A 17,841-nucleotide genomic window follows, 5' to 3' on the forward strand; every position below is an offset into this window, starting at 1 on the left:
TCATTTCTGAGAGGTTTAAAACCACAAACTTGCAGTTAAAAAGTGCGGGCGGGGAGACTCGAACTCCCACACCTCGCGGCACTAGATCCTAAGTCTAGCGTGTCTACCAATTCCACCACGCCCGCTTTTACTCCGATAAATATCGGGATGCAAATATAAACAAGATTTTTAAATTGCAAACTTCTTTACCACTAAAAACATTCTTTTTTTATACTTTTGGAAATAACTTTATAAACTCACTATGACCAACGTAAAATCATACATTAAAGAACATAAACAACGCTTTTTAAACGAACTTATCGAGCTGTTAAAAATCCCATCGATTAGTGCAGATTCAGCCTATAAAAACGATGTACTTAAAACTGCAGACGAAATTAAAATCAGTCTTGAAAAAGCGGGATGCGACCATGTGGAAATTTGCAAAACCGCGGGCTACCCCATAGTTTACGGCGAAAAAACAATAGACAAGAATTTACCAACCGTTCTGGTTTACGGGCATTACGATGTGCAACCACCAGACCCCTTAGATTTATGGCACTCACCACCTTTTGAGCCCATTATCAAAAAAACCGAAACACACCCCGAAGGCGCTATTTTTGCGCGAGGCGCTTGCGACGACAAAGGCCAAATGTACATGCACGTAAAAGCCATGGAGTTTATGACTACCACCAACCAACTGCCCTGCAACGTTAAATTTATGATTGAGGGCGAAGAAGAAGTGGGCAGCTCAAACCTTGCCATATTTGTAAAAGAAAACCAGGAGAAATTAAAAAACGATGTCATTCTTATTTCCGATACGGGAATGATTGCGCCCGATGTACCATCCATCACAACCGGACTTCGAGGGTTGAGCTATGTTGAAGTTGAAGTTACGGGCCCAAACCGCGACTTGCACTCAGGCTTGTATGGCGGTGCCGTGGCAAACCCTATCAATGTATTGGCTAAAATGATTGCATCGCTTCACGACGAAAACAATCACATCACGATCCCGGGATTTTACGATAAAGTTGAAGAACTCTCTAAACAAGAACGCCAGCACATGGCAAAAGCACCTTTCAATTTAGAAGAATATAAAAAAGCATTGGATATAAATGCGGTTTACGGCGAAGCAGGCTACACCACAAACGAGCGCAATTCCATCCGCCCAACCCTAGATGTTAACGGTATTTGGGGCGGTTACACGGGCGAAGGCGCCAAAACCGTAATTGCCAGTAAAGCTTTTGCCAAAATATCCATGCGCTTAGTGCCCCATCAAAATTGGGAAGAGATCACCCAACTGTTTAAAACCCATTTCGAAAGTATAGCGCCCCCAGGCGTAACCGTAAAAGTAAAGCCGCACCACGGCGGGCAAGGGTACGTTACCCCAATCGATAGCATCGGTTATCAGGCGGCAAGCAAAGCCTATCAAGACACGTTTGGCAAAACCCCAATTCCGCAACGCAGCGGCGGCAGCATCCCCATTGTATCGCTGTTCGAGCAGGAATTAAAAAGCAAAACCATTTTAATGGGCTTCGGGCTAGACAGCGACGCCATCCATTCACCAAACGAACATTTCGGCATTTTCAACTATTTAAAAGGCATCGAAACCATCCCATTGTTTTATAAATATTTCACCGAATTATCTAAATAATTTTTTGGGTGTTACCCCGCTTTTAATGGCGGGGTCGCGCTTTCCACTATATCTTTTTAAAAGGTCATTGCGAAAAAAGAACATCTGTGGCAATCTGCTTAATTTTAGTTTTATGCTAACTTGTTTACTATCAATTTTTAAAAAGGATGCCGTTTCAATCGCTAACACGACAGCCATTACCTAATGAAAAACCAACACAACCAACATCTTTTTCTACTTGTTTTAGCAACACTTTTTATAAGTACTTCGGGCGCATTGGGCAAACATATCGATATGCCAACTCCTGTTATTATTTGGTGGCGTGCCAGTATTGCCGGGGTTATTCTATATGTGTTTTGCAGATATAAAAAAATTAGTTTAAAAATAAATTCAAAAAAAGACCTAGTTCTTTTTATTTTAAGCGCCCTACTTATGGCAGGGCATTGGCTTACGTATTTCTATGCCTTAAAACTGTCAAACGTCGCCATTGGTATGCTATCATTATTTGTTTATCCAATACTTACGGCATTTTTAGAACCGCTATTCTTTAAAATAAAATTCGATTCCATTTATATATTCCTCGGAATTTTGGTGCTCGTTGGTATTTATATATTAGCTCCAGAATTTGATTTGGAAAGCACACACGTAAAAGGTATTTTATTCGGGTTGGTTTCGGCCTTAATGTATGCGTTGCGCAATATTGTTTCAAAAAAACTGATAAGCAATCAGTACCATGGCACCTCAATAATGCTATATCAAATTGGTATTGTTACTTTGGTTTTGTCCCCTGTTTTGGTTTTTATGGACACCTCCGGTATAATAACTCAGTACCCCTATGTTTTAACTTTAGCTATTTTAACTACCGCCATTGGGCATAGCATGTTGGTTAATAGTTTAAAACATTTTACGGTAAGTACCGCCAGCATAATTAGCAGCATTCAACCCATTTTAGGAATTGTAATTGCTTTCATTTTTTTAAATGAAATACCAACTTGGAACACCTTTTTTGGCGGACTCATTATTCTTTCAACCGTAGCTATTGAAAGTGTGAGATCAAGCAGAAAATAGATATCCTACTTCAAATCCCACAGGTCTTTTTCCAATGATAAACCATGTTTTTTTTACTCTACAGTTGTAGAATTAAAATTTTTATTCTACATTTGTAGAGTTAACTCTAATAGTGTAGAACATGCAACTTTCAAAAACCGAAGAAGATTTAATGAATTATTTATGGAAGCTCGAAAAAGCTTTTATGAAGGACTTACTGGACGCTTATCCAGAGCCAAAACCAGCAACCACAACCGTCGCCACCCTTTTAAAACGGATGACAGACAAGGGTTTTATCGCTTATAACTTATTTGGAAAATCTCGCGAATATTATCCGTTGGTTAAAAAGAAAGACTATTTCTCAAAACATGTAAACGGACTGATTAAAAACTTTTTTAACGATTCCGCAAGTCAGTTTGCATCGTTTTTTACCAAAGAGACGAATTTATCGAAAGAAGAATTAGAGCATTTAAAAGCCCTAATTGATAGCGAAATTAAAAAGAAGTAAATTATGGTATTATTCATCCTAAAATCCAGTGCCTGTTTAGCTGTTTTTATGCTGTTTTACAAGTTGTTTCTTGAAAAAGAAAGCGTGCATCATTTTAAACGTTTTTATCTTTTGGGTGCTTTGTTGGTTTCCATGGTTATTCCGTTTATAACCTTTACAGAATATGTTCAAGTTGAACCCGTTCAAGAATTTATGCCGTTTCAACCCTTAGCATTTACCGATGCTACTGTTGAAAAAAATACGTCATGGCAAGATTATACTCCAAACATTTTATGGAGTATTTATGCTTTGGGAGTCATTATATTTTCAATTCGATTCTTAAAAAATCTATTTCAATTATTCCAAAAAATAAAAACCAATCCCAAATTTAAAAATCAAAGTTTCATTAATGTTTTATTAGTCGATTTAGTACATCCGCATACCTTTTTTAATTACATCTTTTTAAATAAAAACAAATACGAGCACAATCGTATTCCAAACGAAGTGTTATGGCACGAACAAACGCACGCCAAACAAAAACACGCTTTGGATATTTTATGTATTGAGCTGCTCCATATTATATTTTGGTTTAATCCGTTGCTTTATTATATAAAAAAGGACATCAAACTCAATCATGAGTTTTTAGCAGATCAGGCCGTTTTAAAACAGGGTATCGACACTAAAAATTATCAACAGTTATTGCTCGCATACTCATCTCCCAATAACTATCGGAATGCTAGAACTAATCAGCTAGCAAATGCCATCAATTATTCATTAATCAAAAAACGATTTACAGTTATGAAAACACAAACATCAAAAAAAGCCTTTTGGCTTAAAGGATTACTTATTTTGCCCATTCTCGCTATTTTAATTTATGGTTTCAGCAAAAAAGAAATTGTTGAAAAAGAAGTAGCTTCATTTGAAACCTTAACGACCCAGGAAACCAAAAAAGGTGCTACCGAAGCTATGATAACGGAATACCGAGCGTTTATTACCGAATTTGAAAAAACAAATACTGTTTGGGCACCTAAATTAAATAGAGCTATTGCCATTTATGATTTAATGACGGACGAACAACGCGCAACCGTTAAAAAATATCCAGAATCGCCGCTTGCTAATTTGGCCACGATAAAATCAAAAATCCCAACCGAAGCCTTATTCAATTCATGGAAAAACAAAACAGAATTTGCCATTTGGATTGATAGCAAACATGTACCCAATGAAACTTTAAACAATTACAAAGCTTCAGATTTTAAATATTACACCAGCAGTTTTGTATATAATAATTCTAGAAGCGAAAAATTCCCTCAACCCTATCAAAATCATTTATACACAAAAAAAGGTTTTGAAGCATCTTATTTAAAAAAGAATGTAGCTCATTATAACAGTCTGAAAAACGACTATTTAAAAGCTGAAAAAGAATTTATAAATTCTGGCAAGAAGGATGATTCTGAATTACGGATTTTAAAAGTTAGATTGAATAAAGTTTACAATAAACTTTCTAATGCTGAGATTAAGAAATATGATGTTAAAGAGGTAACCACACAAAAGCAATCATCTGTTTATCAACAACAAGCAACCTCTAAACAAATTGCCGAATACAACAAACTAGCTAAACAAATTAGCAAACAAATAAAAAATAAAGGAACCATCAAGCTCCAACAAGTAAAAACGCTAAAGCATCTTTTTAGCTTAATGAGCAATAGCCAAAAAGAACAAGCGGAGCCTTACCCAGATTTATCTTTGTTACCACCACCTCCACCACCAGTTCCAAAACCCGCGAAAGCAGAAGGAACTGAAGTCCCAGCGGCTCCACCACATGCTCCAAAGCCTCCAAAATCGGAAAAAGCAAGAGAAATTACCGAGGTTCCGCCACCGCCTCCTCCAGTAATGAAAAATGCGGATGATAATATGAGCAATCATTCTAAAGAATTACAAAAAGCATGGAAAAAATTTAAAACAGAAGGCGATAAATATGGAAATGCTGTAAATAATTATTTAAAAAATAAAGAAGGAACATCAAGCGCGTTAAAAGAACAATACAAAGAAGTTATGAAACTTTACAATGCCTACCATGACATTGCAAAAAAGGAAAAGGCACATACGGTACCGCCACCGCCGCCTACAATGGACTCAATTTCTACTTACAATAGCCTAGCGCAAAGAACTAAATTTATTCCTACAAATAGAGAAAATAACATGTTGCGTTTAAGGTTACTTTATGATAAAATGTCGGATTTAAAAAAACCCAAAGTTGAATCCCCAAGCAGCATCGACAATTATATCTTACGATTAAATAGTTTAACAGAAGAACAAACTAAAAAAATCTACGAACATTTAAACAGTATAAATAAAAAAGCTAAATCTGAAGGTAGGAGATTTTATTCGGCAAAAGAATACAAAAAATTAGAAAAACTTTATTCAAGTTTTCTTATGGAAAGAAATTAAGATTAACCCATAGGTTAATCAAAACAAATAAACACTAGACCTGTTAGTTTATAAATCTAACAGGCTTTTTTTGTTAAAACATGTAACAAAACCATACTTTTTGCGTTCTAATAAGCATCAATCAAAAAATCAATCAAATCATGTTAAAGCGCTTTTTTATTATCTGCTCGGGCAGCGATACCGATATTTTAAATTCCTGTTCGGTTGGCGAACAAAACAAATACGCCGGCATTGGCGCTACCGTTTTCTTTACAGCCGTTATGGCGTTTATCGCGGGCAGTTATGCTCTTTACACGGTTTTCGACAACCTTTATACAGCCGTTTTCTTTGGCGTCATTTGGGGCTTGCTCATTTTTAATTTAGACCGCTATATTGTTTCAACCATAAAAAAAACGGGGAATGTTATCGATGAAATCATTCAAGCGTCACCAAGAATTATTTTGGCCATTATTATAGCCATTGTGATTGCAAAACCTTTAGAATTAAAAATTTTCGAAAAAGAAATCAATCAAGTGTTATTGGAACAAAAAAACGAACTCACTTTAGCCAATCAAAATCAAATAGCACAACAATTCACGCCAAATATCGCAGCACTCCAAAGCGACATAACAAGTTTACAGCAGCAAGTAGACACCAAAGAAGCCGAGGTTAATGCACTGTACGACACGTATATTGCCGAGGCAGAAGGAACAGCAGGTACCAAACTATTGGGCAAAGGGCCGGTTTATAAAGAGAAGCGGGAAAAACACGATGCTTTATTAGCGGAATTACAACAGTTAAAAACCGAGAACAAAGCCAAAATTGCCAACATTGAAAATGAAATTACCACACTTAAGGGTACTTATGAAACACAGGTTGCAAATACCCAACCCATCATCAGTAATTTTGATGGTTTAATGGCACGTGTAAATGCTTTAGGCGAGTTGCCTTGGCTGCCATCTTTCTTTATATTCTTATTGTTTTTAGCTATTGAAACCTCCCCTATTTTTGCGAAATTGTTATCGCCAAAGGGCGCTTACGATTTTAAACTTGAAGACCAAGAAACCGCTATAAAAACCACAGTGCTTCAAAATAAAAACCAACGTGAAACCTTGTTAAAAACAGATTCTGCCATAAACGACCGTATTTATAGCGATATTGAAAATGAGGAAGAATTATATACTTACAAGCGCAAAAAAGCTAGAGAGCTCATGCAGCTGCAAGCCGATGCTTTTATTAGACATCAAAAAAATGCGCTGTAACAACTATGCCGCGGTACCTGATGCGTCCGATTTAAAATGCTCGTATAAATCCTTGCAACCCAATCCGATTATCGACATCTTCTTGTTTTTAGATAAGGCTTCGTAATGCAATTGCGCCAAGGCGTCTACACCGTATTTATCCATCCACTCAATATTTTCAATGCTAATTGTAAGGGCATCTACGCGCTCGAAAACATTATCGAACGCTCTTTTAAACACATCTAAATTGCGCTTATTAAGAATGCCTTTCATTTTAAAAAAGTTGTTGTAGCTTGTAATTTCCAATTCCATAACTAAGTTGTTTTAAGTAGTTTAACAATAAATCTGAGGGAGACTAATCAACTGATTATCAAATAAAAGTATATAACTTTAAACGGAATTGCAGTATTTAATCGATGAATAGATTTCAACTTTAGATAAAAATATAATAAATGTCAAAATAATCGATGAGCAACCACTTTTAAAATAAGATTTTGCTATTTTTACTCTTATAAAAAACACTTTTATGAAACATATTATATTATTATTATGCCTAGTTTCTTTTTTGAATGGCACTGCACAAGCAACAGAAGATGAAGACAAAAAAAGCATTGAAAAAGTTTTAAAAAAGCAAAGAATTGCCTGGTCTAAAAATAATATCGAAGAGTTTATGGAGGGCTATTGGAAAAGCGATTCGCTTAAATTCTATGGCAAAAACGGTGTAACTTATGGTTGGTACGATACTTTAGATCGCTATAAAAAGGCCTATCCCACCGAAGACCACACCGGTAAATTAAGTTTTAAATTAAACGATATTTCTAAAATAAACGACGGAGCATATTTTGTTTTGGGCGAATATCATTTAAAGCGAAACGTTGGAAACGCAACCGGGATTTTTATGGTAATATTTAAAAAAATCAATGGGGAATGGAAAATTATTGCCGATACATCGAGTTAAATTATGCACCCAATAGTTAGAAAAGCGACTTTAAAAGATGTCCCTCTTTTATTAGAGTTTGAACAAGGTGTTATTGAAGCCGAAAGACCTTTTGACCCCACCATAAAAACTGGTCATATTACTTATTACAACATTCCTGAATTAATTACAAGCCCTACATCCGATGTTTTTGTTGTTGAAATTGAGAACGACATTGTGGCTTCCGGCTATGCAAAAATTAAATCGGATAGGCATTACTTAAAACATAAAAAGCAAGGGTATTTGGGGTTTATGTTTGTTTCGGAAAAACACAGAGGCAAACAGCTTAACCAACTTATAATTGATGCCTTATTAAAATGGTGTAAAACTCGTGATGTTTTCGAAATTAAATTGGATGTCTATCAAGATAATATACCGGCAATTAAAGCGTATGAAAAAGCAGGTTTTATAAAACACATGATTAATATGCGCTTGGATATTACGGATTTGGATTTATAACAGCCGCTAGTCTTCTTTTATAGGATAAATTTCCACATCATCTCCCAACCACGCGCTTAGTTTATCATATATTTTTTGTTGGTCGTTCTCTGAAAAATCTTTAATTCTAGTTCCGTGATGCCCGCCTTCCAAAACCATTTTTAAAGCATCCACACTGGGTTTTGGCGTTGGCGCACAGGCACCCCAAGGGTCGTTAGCCCCATAAATATATAAAATATGATCGCCTTTGTTTTCAACAAAATCCCTGACGTTTTTAATGTATTCCGGATTATAGGTTAAATCGACATCATCTGGCGCAAATCGCATATTTGAAGACGATTTTACAACTTTAAGCAAATCCTTTACAGGCTCTAAATCAAAACCATAATAGCCCAATTCTACCATATGCTGATAAAAAGACGGCAAATAATGATGGAACCCTTTATCGTTATACAAACCCATGCCGGAAATTTTAATTAAATACTGAAAACGTTCGTTTGCCGTAGCCGCCTCAGTTGGAATATCCTCACAATTACCGCCCCATTGCCAAAACGAAAACGGAAATTCCAACACCGCATATTCCAAAGCTTCTTCCATAGGCACTTTGGTAAATTGCATGGCTTCCTTTTCAGCGTAAGCTTTCAACGCTTTTAAAACAGTGTCTCTTTGTTTTAAAATAGCTCTTTGAAATGCTACAATCTTATTTCGACATTCATCAGTTCCGACAGAATTTATTAAATTTTCAGTTCTAATATCTTCTTGGGTGTTTATTAAAGGCGCTACGTAAGGCACCGCTACATCCACATCGTTTGGGTATTTTGATTTATAGATTAAAACCGTTTCGCCGCCTTTACTTATGCCTGTGGAAATCCATTTATTTGTGTAAAGCTGTTTTAATTTCGAAACGATGCTGTGGTAATCTTCAATCGCTTGATCGTTTTTTAAATACTGCCACGGAATGGGTTCTGGTCTGGATTTTCCGTAAAACCGATACTCAACCATAACCTGATTGGATTGTAAAACCTTGCTCAACTCGTACGTTTTATGTTTTGCATTATAGCCTTCAGTCACTAAAACGGTAGGTTTCGAATAATCGGTATGCGACACATACACAAAGTGATTAAAAGTGCCCGCTTCTAAATTATTATGATTTAAAGGTTGCTTTATAATAAGCTGATAGGCTTTTTTAAAATGGTCTTCAACTTTTATCGGACTGATTTCTGCTGAAGGAAATAACACTTTTAACTGTTCTTCGAAAGCCAATCCTTCTAATTTAACTCCAGATTCTTTACAGGAATTTATAGCTAAACTTACTAAAAACAGAATGAGTATTTTTTTTATGGCATGCATTGTTAATCGTTTTAAGTTTTAAAGATAAGCTATTATAAAAAGTAGATGCCTGTACTATATTATCCAAAACAAGTATGATTTTAGTAGATTGATAAATAATATTGAATTAAGATACCGAATTTGGTTATTTTTAACTTATGGAAAATATTTTACAAATAGACACCGATTTTATTGAAAATAACACGGTGTTTTCTGAGTTAATTGAAGCGTTAAAAAAAGGATTTTGTAACGATAACACCATGATTCCCATGCGGCATCATCACGATTTCCCGAACCCAGAAGTTAATGCCGATTCTACGTTGTTATTAATGCCGGCATGGAACCCAAGTAAGGATGCCGGTGTAAAAATAGTTACGGTAAGTCCAGAAAACGGACAGTTTAATTTACCATCAATTCAAGGCACATACATTTATTTTGATGCCGTAAAAGGCAGTATAAAAGCCATTTTAGAAGCTAAGAGTTTAACCGTAAAACGAACGGCTGCGGCATCAGCTTTAGCCTCATCGTTTTTATCGCGAAAAGATTCAAAGTCCATGTTAATGATTGGCACGGGCGCTTTATCAATCAACCTCATCAAAGCCCATGCAGCGGTACGCCCCATAAAACAAGTGTTTATTTGGGGGCGAAATTTAGAAAAAGCACAAGCCATCGCTTCTTCATTAAAAAATGAAAACTTTAGCGTACACGCCATTGAAACCATAGAAGAAAAAATAGCTGAAGTTGATATTATTTCAAGTGCCACACTATCTAAAGCACCATTGGTTTTTGGCAAATATTTAAACGCAGGACAGCATATTGATTTGGTGGGCGCCTATAAAAAAGATATGCGCGAAGCAGATGATGAAGCCATTAGCAAAGCCTCCGTTTTTATTGATACATTTCAGGGCGGATTAAAAGAAAGTGGCGATATTGTTATCCCGATAGAAAATGGCGTTCTTAATAAAGAAGCTATAAAAGCAGATTTATTTCAGTTGTGTTCAAATAAAAAGAACGGTCGCACTTCCGAAAAGGAAATCACCGTTTTCAAATCGGTTGGTCACGCCCTCGAAGATTTAGTCGCCGCTGGGTATTATTACAATAAATTTAAAAATGAATAACACCTATCAAAATATTTTAGATAAAACCAATTTTGAACCTCCAAAAGATTGGTTGCAAATTAAAACCATCGACATGCATACCGGAGGTGAACCGCTACGAGTTATTGTGGATGGTTTCCCCGAATTAAAAGGCAATTCCGTTTTAGAATACCGTAGATATTGTAAAGAAAATTTTGATTATTTACGTGCTACCTTAATGTTTGAACCGCGTGGGCATGCCGATATGTACGGTTGTATTTTACTGCCACCAAACGACGATGATGGTGATTTCGGAATTATTTTTCTGCATAACGAGGGCTATTCCACCATGTGTGGACATGCCATTATTGCCATTTCCACCTTGGCCGTCGAGATGCAATGGATTGCCGTAAAAGAAGGTGATAACCTAATCAAAATTGATGCGCCTTGTGGCAGGATTACGTCGTTTGCACATGTTAAAAACGGAAAGGTAACTGGAGTTCGGTTCCACTGTGTGCCCAGTTTTGTGGTTGGATTGGACAGAACGGTTTATGTTGAAGGCTTGGGAAAAGTAACTTACGATTTGGCCTATGGCGGTGCTTTTTACGCCTATGTCGATATGGCTAAAAATGATTTTAATTTCAATTTAAAACCAGAATCTTACCGTACTTTAATTGCAAAGGGTATGGCTATTAAACGTGCCGTTATGACAGCGGATAAAGAAATTTTACATCCTTTTGAAGACGACTTAAGTTTTCTTTACGGCACTATTTTTATAGACAACAAAAAACAGATGTCGGGCAACGACAGCAGAAATGTTTGTGTTTTTGCCGAAGGCGAAGTCGATAGATGTCCCACAGGCTCAGGCGTTTCGGGCAGAATGGCCATTCATAGATTAAGAAATGAAATCGATTTTGGCGAAACCATGACCATTGAAAGCATTACGGATTCCGTGTTTAAAGGCTCTGTTGTTTCAGAGAAAGATTACGGCCCTTTTAAAGCCGTTATTCCTCAAGTTGAAGGAACAGCGCATATTACCGGCATGCAGACCTTTGTTATTGACCCCAACGACCCTATGAAAGACGGTTTTATTTTAAGGTGAACGAGCTACGATATACCAAACGGATTTTCGATACTATGCATGGGCTTTGTAAACCATTTTGGGCCTGCTTCGGTCATATAAATATGATCTTCATGACGAACACCAAACTCATTTGGAACGCAAATCATGGGCTCGTTGCTAAAACACATTCCTGGTTTTAAAACAGTTTCATCGCCTTTAACAATATACGGGTATTCATGAATATCCAAACCTATGCCATGACCTGTTCTATGCGGCAATCCAGGAAGTTTATAACCCGGTCCCAAACCATGAGATTCCAACATTTTTCTGGATGCCAAATCTACGGAAGCGCAGGTGTTTCCCAACTTCGCAGCATCAAAAGCGGCTTGTTGCGTTTCTTTTTCTATATGCCAAATGCGACGTTGCAAATCATTCGCTTCTCCAAAAACATAAGTTCGGGTAATATCGGATAAATAGTCATGTAGCATACAGCCCGTATCGACAAGTACCATATCGTTCATTTCCAAGTTTTTTGGCGACTTTACACCATGCGGAAATGAAGAATCTACGCCAAAAAGCACGATGCAAAAATAAGAGCCCGATGGAATGCCGTAGTGTTTATGGGCTTCATTGATAAAATCCGTAACCTCTTTGGTGCTAATACCAACCCTTAAAATTCTAGCCACTGCCTTTTGAACTTCTAAAGTTATATTCATAGCATGTTGTATAATGGCTATTTCTGCATCCGACTTAATCATTCTACAACCCGATATAATGGGTTTTGCATTGTTTAACGTGTAATCAGATGTTGCTTTTAGAATACCGTTGGTAATAAAAAAAGGTGTTGTTTCATCAATAAAAATAGTGCCTTTTGTCACACCATTATTTTTAAGAATTTGATTAAATAATTGATAAGGGCTCTCGTGCTCTTCCCAACAATGGACGTCGCCTTCAATAATCATAAAATCTAAAACAGTGCCTTTTTCGAATAGAGGTGCTATGTAGTGAACTTCTCTATTTGGAAACAATAATGCACCAACCATTCGCTCGCTGGGATTCCAACGCGTTCCAGTAAAATAATACAAACTGGTTCCGGCATTCAGGTAAATCGCTTGAACATTTTGGGCTTGCATAAGTTTGCACGCTTTATTTATTCGAGCTTGATATTCTTCTTTTTGAATGGGTTTTACTAAATGTGCCTTAGGGGTAATGGCATCTAATTCGGCTTCAATGGTAGATCCTCCAATTCCTTTTATATTCATCATATCATCTTTTTAATTATTCATTAAAGCTTCAATAACTTCAATTTCAATAGGCATCGCTTCGGTTAAATTAATGTTTCCGTTTTCCGTGATTAAATAATCGTTTTCCAAACGGCAACCAATGCCTTCTTCCGCAATGTAAATTCCGGGTTCGCAGGTTAATACCATGCCCGCTTCAAGGGGGCGCGAATACAAACCAACGTCGTGTACATCTAACCCAATGTGGTGCGCGGTACCATGCATAAAATATTTTTTATACAAGGGTTTTTCCGGGTCTTGTTTTAAAACATCTTCGGCATTTAACAGGCCTAATTTTATCAGTTCCGTTTCAATTAAACTGGCCATTTGTTGCTCATATTCAGATGGTATCACTCCCGGTTTCAACAATTTACTACCTGCCTTTAAACAATGTAAAACCGAGGCATACACTTCTTTTTGTCTGTCGGAAAACTTACCGTTTACAGGAAAACAACGCGTCGTATCACTATTGTAATTGGCGTAACAAACGCCAAAGTCCATTAAAATCATATCGCCATCTTTACAAGTAGCATCGTTGGTGTTGTAATGCAGTGCACAAGCGTTTTTACCCGAGGCCACAATGGGTTGAAAAGCGTGTCTTTTCCCACCAGACTTAATTAAATTATACGTTAATTCGGCTTCCAATTCGTATTCCTTAATATTGGGTTTGCAAGTTTTTAAAACACGTTTAAAGGATTCAACACTTATATCCGCAGCTTTTTTTATCAACTCAATTTCTACATCAGATTTAATTTGACGCAACGCTCTTGTAATTTTGGCAGCCCTAAAATAATCGTGCAAAGGGTATTTTTCTTTACACCAAGCAATCATTCTATCTTGCTGTGTTTGCTGGTTTTTGGTTACGCGCTTTGCATGTTCGTTATGGCCTAAATAAAACCCATCGGCCTCAAAAGCCATGTATTGCAACACCATTTCGAAATCCTGAATCCACTCTATGCGCTTAATCCCTGAGATTTCGGTAGCCTGTTCTTTCGTTAATTTTTCACCATCCCAAATTTTAATATGTTCGTTAGTTTCTTTTATGAATAAAATTTCCCGGTTTTCTTTTTTGTAAGCTTCCGGATATAACACCAATATGGTTTCCTCTTGGTCAATTCCAGAAAGATAAAACAAATCGTTGTTTTGGGTAAATCCCATCACATCATCAGCATTGTTGTGCTGCACATCATTTGATGTTAAAATGGCAATGGTGTTTGAATTCATTTTATAACAAAAACGTGTTCTGTTTTTAATAAATAAGGCGTTTGAAATTTGATTGTATCGCATAATTTAAAATTTTCTATCGGGATGATAATGAGCTAGTTCCAATGATGGTTTTTGTTCTGAAATAATTTCAGAAACCAGTTTCCCGGTTGCTGTTCCCATGCTCCAACCCATCATCGCATGACCTGCGGCAATGGTTAAATTTTTACATTTTGATGATTTACCAATATACGGCAAACCATCGGGAGACACAGGGCGTAAACCACAAGTGGCATGGTTTTTTTCTTCTGATGTTAAATTGATTTCAGGGTAATATCGTTTAGCGGCATCAGCAATAGCTTCAACCCGTGTTTTATTTATTTTGTGGTTAATTCCAGCTATTTCCATGGTGCCGGCAAATCGTGTAAATCCATGCATAGGGGTTACGGCTACTTTGGCTTCGGTTAAAATGGCAGGCATTAAAATACGGGTTGGCTTGGTTGTATTTATGCTATAACCTTTTCCTGCTTGAACCAGTAATTTCAGTCCTAATTTTTTATTTAAAAAAGCACTCCAAGAACCTGTTGCCAAAACAAATTCGTCGGCCTCTAAAACTTTTTTGTTCGTTTTAATAGCTGAAATTTTATGATTTTTAAAGTCTATGTCCTCAACCTTTTCATTTGTATAAAAAACAACACCATTGGTTTTTAAATAGGTTTTCATGTCGCCCATAAACTCATGTGGCGTGGTATGCGAATCGCATTTATAATAGGTCGCTCCTTTAATATTCAACTCGACATGAGGCTCTAATTGTTTTATTTGTTCAAGCTTTAAAACTTGGGCATCCAAACCTTCTTGCTTTGCTAAATTTGCTGTTTTAATTTCGTCCTCTAAGGCTTTATCCGTTTGGCACAGCATGAGCAAGCCTTTCTTTTCGTAATGAAATGAAAAATTTTCATCGCGCTTAATATCATCGTATAAATCTTGACTTAAAAGCGAAATGGCTTTGATTGTTGGAATGGCTTTCTCAACGTGTTTTGAGTTGCACGATTTATTAAAAGCCAAGGTCCATTTTAAAAAATCCAGATCTAACCGCGGTTTTATATAAAGTGGACTCGATTTATTGAACATCCATTTCAGCCCTTTTTTCATCACACCCGGAGCAGATAACGGGATAATATGGCTAGGAGCCAAATAACCCGCATTAATATATGAAGCACCGGAATCTAAATTTGACTGATCGACAATAGTAACTTGATGCCCTTCTTTTTGAAGATAGTAGGCAGAACATAAACCTATAATGCCGCCGCCAATTACTATAACACTTTTACTCATTTATTCCCATTTAAAATCCCAAATTGGTTTTGTATCCAAAAGGTGTTCGATAAAATAATTCCACCTTTTTTTAATAAAATAATGTCTCGCTTTACCTTGAAAACCATGTCTTTGACTTGGCAATATTAACAAATCGAAATCTTTATCGGCATTCACTAAAGCTTCAGCTAATTTGAAGGTTGCTGAAGGATTTACATTTTCGTCGATACCGCCGTGAACCAATAATAATTTGCCCTTTAAATTCTTGGCATTCGTAATATTAGATACTTTCTCATACGTATCGTCTACTGGCCAACCTTGATACATTTCTGGCCACCACGCTTTTTCCATTCTAAAATCGTGATCACCAGCACTAGCAACGCCTACTTTATAAAAATCCGGAAACCCTAACATGGCTCTTCCAGTATCGTATCCTCCTGCTGAATGACCAAAAATCCCTACTTTATCAATATCTATCCAAGCGTATTTATTTGCTAAATACGTAATGGCCAACACATGATCTTCAAGGTTGTTTTCCATGTTTTTATATGAATGGTTATGAAAGGCTTTTGAACGACCTGAAGTCCCCAAGCCATCAACTCCAATGACAATAAAGCCAAATTCCGCTAACGATTGGTTATTAAAAGCACGATCAAACGATTTTGGGAAAACTTGCGTATGAGGCCCCGTATAAGTGGCGTCAATGATTGGATACGATCTATCGGAATCAAAATTCGTTGGCTTCCACATCGCTCCATAAATGGTGGTCTTTCCATCCTTAGCGGTGAGCTCAAAAACTTCTGGAGATTGCCATCCTTTTGAAAGTGCTTCATCAACATTTACCTGTGTTAATTCGGCTAAGATTTTACCATTTTTTGAAGACCGTAAAACCGTTTTGGTTGGAATATTTATAGTTGAATAATTATCAATAAAATGCTTTCCATCTTTTGAAAAATTAATACTATGATGTGTGTTTTCAGGTGTTAACAACGTCATCTTTCCTTTAAAATCAACTCGAAAAAGTTGCTGATGATAAGGATTCATTTCCTTGTACTTTCCAGATGCCAAAAAGTATATGTCGCCTTTATCCTCGTTAGTGTGAACAATCGAATTAATATAATAATTACCGTTAGTTAAAGCTTTTGTTTCTTTGGTTTTTACATCAACCATGTACAGTTGTCTCCAACCACTGCGTTCGGATAAAAAAACAATTTTTTGTGTATCATCGAGTTTTTTAAACCAAAAATTATCGATATTGGTTTCACTGGTTTCTTCAATTAATGTTTCTTCCGTTCCATTATTCAAATTAACATGTTTAAGGATTTCCTTTTTATAACCTCGTTCTGAATAGTTCGCTAAAAGCTCTCCCGGATTTTTCATCCACTCTATGGCAACAGAGTTAATGTGAGTTCCCGTCGGCAAATTTGTTTTAACTTCTTTTTTAGTCTCAACATTAAAAAAAGCAGGCGTAACGTGCACCATTGTAGTATCGCCTGGCGATCCGCGATAATAAGAAAGTAATTTTGATTTATAAAGTGTATCAATACTATGGTCTAGCAAATACATTTTTTCAGCATTTCTAAAATCGACAATATGTGCTGAAATCCACTTCGAATCGTCCGACCATTTTACATTAAAGCGCTTTGGGCGTTCGGCATTTTCACCTTCCATAATATCATACCAGCCATAATACGTTGCATATTCGTAACCTTTTTTCCCATCAAAACTCAATTGATGGATATCGCTAGTTTCGGTTGATTTAATAAACAAGTTATAATTTTTGGTATAAGCAATCCATTTTTTGTCTGGAGATTTTGATTCGAATTCATTGCGCTCTTCTTCTTTTTCTTCCTCCTTTAATTGAAGCTCATAAGATTTTAAATTTAATGTATATGTTTTTCCTTCAAAGTTTACATCTAGGTTTCCATCTTTTATTCTTTCAATATTTGAAAATGAAAGATTATGGGCTTCAAAAGATTTTTCAGATAATTTACTCAGCGCGTTAGCCAGCTTTTCATGATTAAATAAATCGACTACTTTGTAGTTTTTGAAATTCACCGTTTTATAGGTTTTCTTGTCTTTACCATAATCTATAAACCAAACTCCAGAATTATCTTTAAACCAATGTACATTTGTATGGAGGTTAAATGCCGTTTTATTATTGTAGTTGTTATACATAAAACCGACCGCACGTTTATAATCTTCTTGCGTAACTTCTTGTGCACAAAAAGGTGCGGAAGCTAACATTAATGCAAATAGTAAAATTGAAATCTGTTTCATGTTATTTTATTGTTTTTAATTCCTAAGACTCCAAAATAAGTTTGGGATGATTTGACTCTGTACTTCAACTG

At 36.3% G+C, this 17,841-nt stretch carries 15 protein-coding genes and 1 tRNA gene; 9 read left to right on the plus strand and 7 right to left on the minus strand.

Features of this window, described 5'->3' with window-relative positions; genetic code table 11:
- Positions 1 to 43: 43 nt before the first annotated feature.
- Positions 44 to 125, minus strand: a tRNA-Leu gene (locus ACN5J7_RS15755).
- A gap of 116 nt (positions 126 to 241) precedes the next feature.
- Between ACN5J7_RS15755 and ACN5J7_RS15760 the strand changes: the two genes are divergently transcribed.
- From ACN5J7_RS15760 to ACN5J7_RS15780, 5 genes are all read left to right on the plus strand, one after another.
- On the plus strand, positions 242 to 1,630 hold the full coding sequence (locus tag ACN5J7_RS15760) for a dipeptidase (protein WP_311935243.1): 1,389 nt from the start codon (positions 242 to 244) through the stop codon (positions 1,628 to 1,630).
- A 183-nt stretch (positions 1,631 to 1,813) separates the two neighbouring features.
- The gene (locus tag ACN5J7_RS15765) at positions 1,814 to 2,677 is read left to right on the plus strand and encodes a DMT family transporter (protein ID WP_311935245.1); all 864 of its coding nucleotides are present in this window, start codon (positions 1,814 to 1,816) and stop codon (positions 2,675 to 2,677) included.
- 121 nt (positions 2,678 to 2,798) lie between these two features.
- Positions 2,799 to 3,164: a BlaI/MecI/CopY family transcriptional regulator gene (locus tag ACN5J7_RS15770; protein WP_311935247.1), complete on the plus strand. Its 366-nt coding sequence runs from the start codon at positions 2,799 to 2,801 to the stop codon at positions 3,162 to 3,164.
- 3 nt (positions 3,165 to 3,167) lie between these two features.
- Positions 3,168 to 5,591: a M56 family metallopeptidase gene (locus tag ACN5J7_RS15775; protein ID WP_418604634.1), complete on the plus strand. Its 2,424-nt coding sequence runs from the start codon at positions 3,168 to 3,170 to the stop codon at positions 5,589 to 5,591.
- A gap of 140 nt (positions 5,592 to 5,731) precedes the next feature.
- Positions 5,732 to 6,832, plus strand: coding sequence for a DUF4407 domain-containing protein (locus ACN5J7_RS15780; RefSeq protein WP_418604635.1), 1,101 nt, complete (start codon positions 5,732 to 5,734; stop codon positions 6,830 to 6,832).
- A gap of 3 nt (positions 6,833 to 6,835) precedes the next feature.
- On the opposite strand, the gene ACN5J7_RS15785 is transcribed toward ACN5J7_RS15780, so the two are convergent.
- Positions 6,836 to 7,123 (minus strand): hypothetical protein, encoded by a 288-nt coding sequence (locus ACN5J7_RS15785; RefSeq protein WP_418604636.1) that lies wholly within the window; start codon positions 7,121 to 7,123, stop codon positions 6,836 to 6,838.
- Between the two features lie 214 nt (positions 7,124 to 7,337).
- Here ACN5J7_RS15785 and ACN5J7_RS15790 point away from each other — a divergent pair, with 214 nt between their 5' ends.
- Both ACN5J7_RS15790 and ACN5J7_RS15795 read left to right on the plus strand, forming a co-directional pair.
- Positions 7,338 to 7,769, plus strand: coding sequence for a YybH family protein (locus ACN5J7_RS15790; protein ID WP_418604637.1), 432 nt, complete (start codon positions 7,338 to 7,340; stop codon positions 7,767 to 7,769).
- A gap of 3 nt (positions 7,770 to 7,772) precedes the next feature.
- Positions 7,773 to 8,246: an N-acetyltransferase family protein gene (locus ACN5J7_RS15795; protein ID WP_418604638.1), complete on the plus strand. Its 474-nt coding sequence runs from the start codon at positions 7,773 to 7,775 to the stop codon at positions 8,244 to 8,246.
- Between the two features lie 6 nt (positions 8,247 to 8,252).
- Here the strand turns inward: ACN5J7_RS15795 and ACN5J7_RS15800 are convergent, their stop codons facing one another.
- A complete protein-coding gene (locus tag ACN5J7_RS15800) occupies positions 8,253 to 9,575 on the minus strand; it encodes a S28 family serine protease (RefSeq protein ID WP_418604639.1) in 1,323 nt (440 codons plus the stop codon).
- A gap of 137 nt (positions 9,576 to 9,712) precedes the next feature.
- Between ACN5J7_RS15800 and ACN5J7_RS15805 the strand changes: the two genes are divergently transcribed.
- Both ACN5J7_RS15805 and ACN5J7_RS15810 read left to right on the plus strand, forming a co-directional pair.
- Complete coding sequence (locus ACN5J7_RS15805) at positions 9,713 to 10,672, plus strand: ornithine cyclodeaminase family protein (protein ID WP_418604640.1); 960 nt, start codon at positions 9,713 to 9,715, stop codon at positions 10,670 to 10,672.
- Complete coding sequence (locus tag ACN5J7_RS15810; protein ID WP_418604641.1) at positions 10,665 to 11,732, plus strand: proline racemase family protein; 1,068 nt, start codon at positions 10,665 to 10,667, stop codon at positions 11,730 to 11,732. Before ACN5J7_RS15805 ends, ACN5J7_RS15810 begins: the two co-directional genes overlap by 8 nt.
- Before the next feature lie 5 nt (positions 11,733 to 11,737).
- Here the strand turns inward: ACN5J7_RS15810 and ACN5J7_RS15815 are convergent, their stop codons facing one another.
- Genes ACN5J7_RS15815 through ACN5J7_RS15830 form a run of 4 tightly spaced genes read right to left on the minus strand, consistent with a single transcriptional unit; the run spans position 11,738 to position 17,770 of the window.
- The gene (locus ACN5J7_RS15815; protein WP_418604642.1) at positions 11,738 to 12,958 is read right to left on the minus strand and encodes a M24 family metallopeptidase; all 1,221 of its coding nucleotides are present in this window, start codon (positions 12,956 to 12,958) and stop codon (positions 11,738 to 11,740) included.
- A gap of 9 nt (positions 12,959 to 12,967) precedes the next feature.
- Positions 12,968 to 14,260 (minus strand): aminopeptidase P N-terminal domain-containing protein, encoded by a 1,293-nt coding sequence (locus tag ACN5J7_RS15820; protein WP_418604643.1) that lies wholly within the window; start codon positions 14,258 to 14,260, stop codon positions 12,968 to 12,970.
- Between the two features lie 3 nt (positions 14,261 to 14,263).
- On the minus strand, positions 14,264 to 15,511 hold the full coding sequence (locus ACN5J7_RS15825; RefSeq protein ID WP_418604644.1) for an NAD(P)/FAD-dependent oxidoreductase: 1,248 nt from the start codon (positions 15,509 to 15,511) through the stop codon (positions 14,264 to 14,266).
- Complete coding sequence (locus ACN5J7_RS15830) at positions 15,512 to 17,770, minus strand: prolyl oligopeptidase family serine peptidase (protein WP_418604645.1); 2,259 nt, start codon at positions 17,768 to 17,770, stop codon at positions 15,512 to 15,514.
- Positions 17,771 to 17,841 lie beyond the last annotated feature (71 nt).

The sequence above is a fragment of the Hwangdonia sp. genome (genome assembly GCF_048381975.1).
GTDB lineage: Bacteria > Bacteroidota > Bacteroidia > Flavobacteriales > Flavobacteriaceae > Hwangdonia > Hwangdonia seohaensis.

What these genes read in the sequence shown, in the direction of transcription:
- ACN5J7_RS15810 (WP_418604641.1), top strand. Translation starts at nt 10,665, where the DNA reads ATGAATAACACCTATCAAAATATTTTAGATAAAACCAATTTTGAACCT.
- ACN5J7_RS15760 (WP_311935243.1), top strand. Translation starts at nt 242, where the DNA reads ATGACCAACGTAAAATCATACATTAAAGAACATAAACAACGCTTTTTA.
- ACN5J7_RS15830 (WP_418604645.1), bottom strand. Translation starts at nt 17,770, where the DNA reads ATGAAACAGATTTCAATTTTACTATTTGCATTAATGTTAGCTTCCGCA.
- ACN5J7_RS15785 (WP_418604636.1), bottom strand. Translation starts at nt 7,123, where the DNA reads ATGGAATTGGAAATTACAAGCTACAACAACTTTTTTAAAATGAAAGGC.
- ACN5J7_RS15770 (WP_311935247.1), top strand. Translation starts at nt 2,799, where the DNA reads ATGCAACTTTCAAAAACCGAAGAAGATTTAATGAATTATTTATGGAAG.
- ACN5J7_RS15815 (WP_418604642.1), bottom strand. Translation starts at nt 12,958, where the DNA reads ATGATGAATATAAAAGGAATTGGAGGATCTACCATTGAAGCCGAATTA.
- ACN5J7_RS15780 (WP_418604635.1), top strand. Translation starts at nt 5,732, where the DNA reads ATGTTAAAGCGCTTTTTTATTATCTGCTCGGGCAGCGATACCGATATT.
- ACN5J7_RS15805 (WP_418604640.1), top strand. Translation starts at nt 9,713, where the DNA reads ATGGAAAATATTTTACAAATAGACACCGATTTTATTGAAAATAACACG.
- ACN5J7_RS15795 (WP_418604638.1), top strand. Translation starts at nt 7,773, where the DNA reads ATGCACCCAATAGTTAGAAAAGCGACTTTAAAAGATGTCCCTCTTTTA.
- ACN5J7_RS15765 (WP_311935245.1), top strand. Translation starts at nt 1,814, where the DNA reads ATGAAAAACCAACACAACCAACATCTTTTTCTACTTGTTTTAGCAACA.
- ACN5J7_RS15800 (WP_418604639.1), bottom strand. Translation starts at nt 9,575, where the DNA reads ATGCATGCCATAAAAAAAATACTCATTCTGTTTTTAGTAAGTTTAGCT.
- ACN5J7_RS15825 (WP_418604644.1), bottom strand. Translation starts at nt 15,511, where the DNA reads ATGAGTAAAAGTGTTATAGTAATTGGCGGCGGCATTATAGGTTTATGT.
- ACN5J7_RS15775 (WP_418604634.1), top strand. Translation starts at nt 3,168, where the DNA reads ATGGTATTATTCATCCTAAAATCCAGTGCCTGTTTAGCTGTTTTTATG.
- ACN5J7_RS15820 (WP_418604643.1), bottom strand. Translation starts at nt 14,260, where the DNA reads ATGCGATACAATCAAATTTCAAACGCCTTATTTATTAAAAACAGAACA.
- ACN5J7_RS15790 (WP_418604637.1), top strand. Translation starts at nt 7,338, where the DNA reads ATGAAACATATTATATTATTATTATGCCTAGTTTCTTTTTTGAATGGC.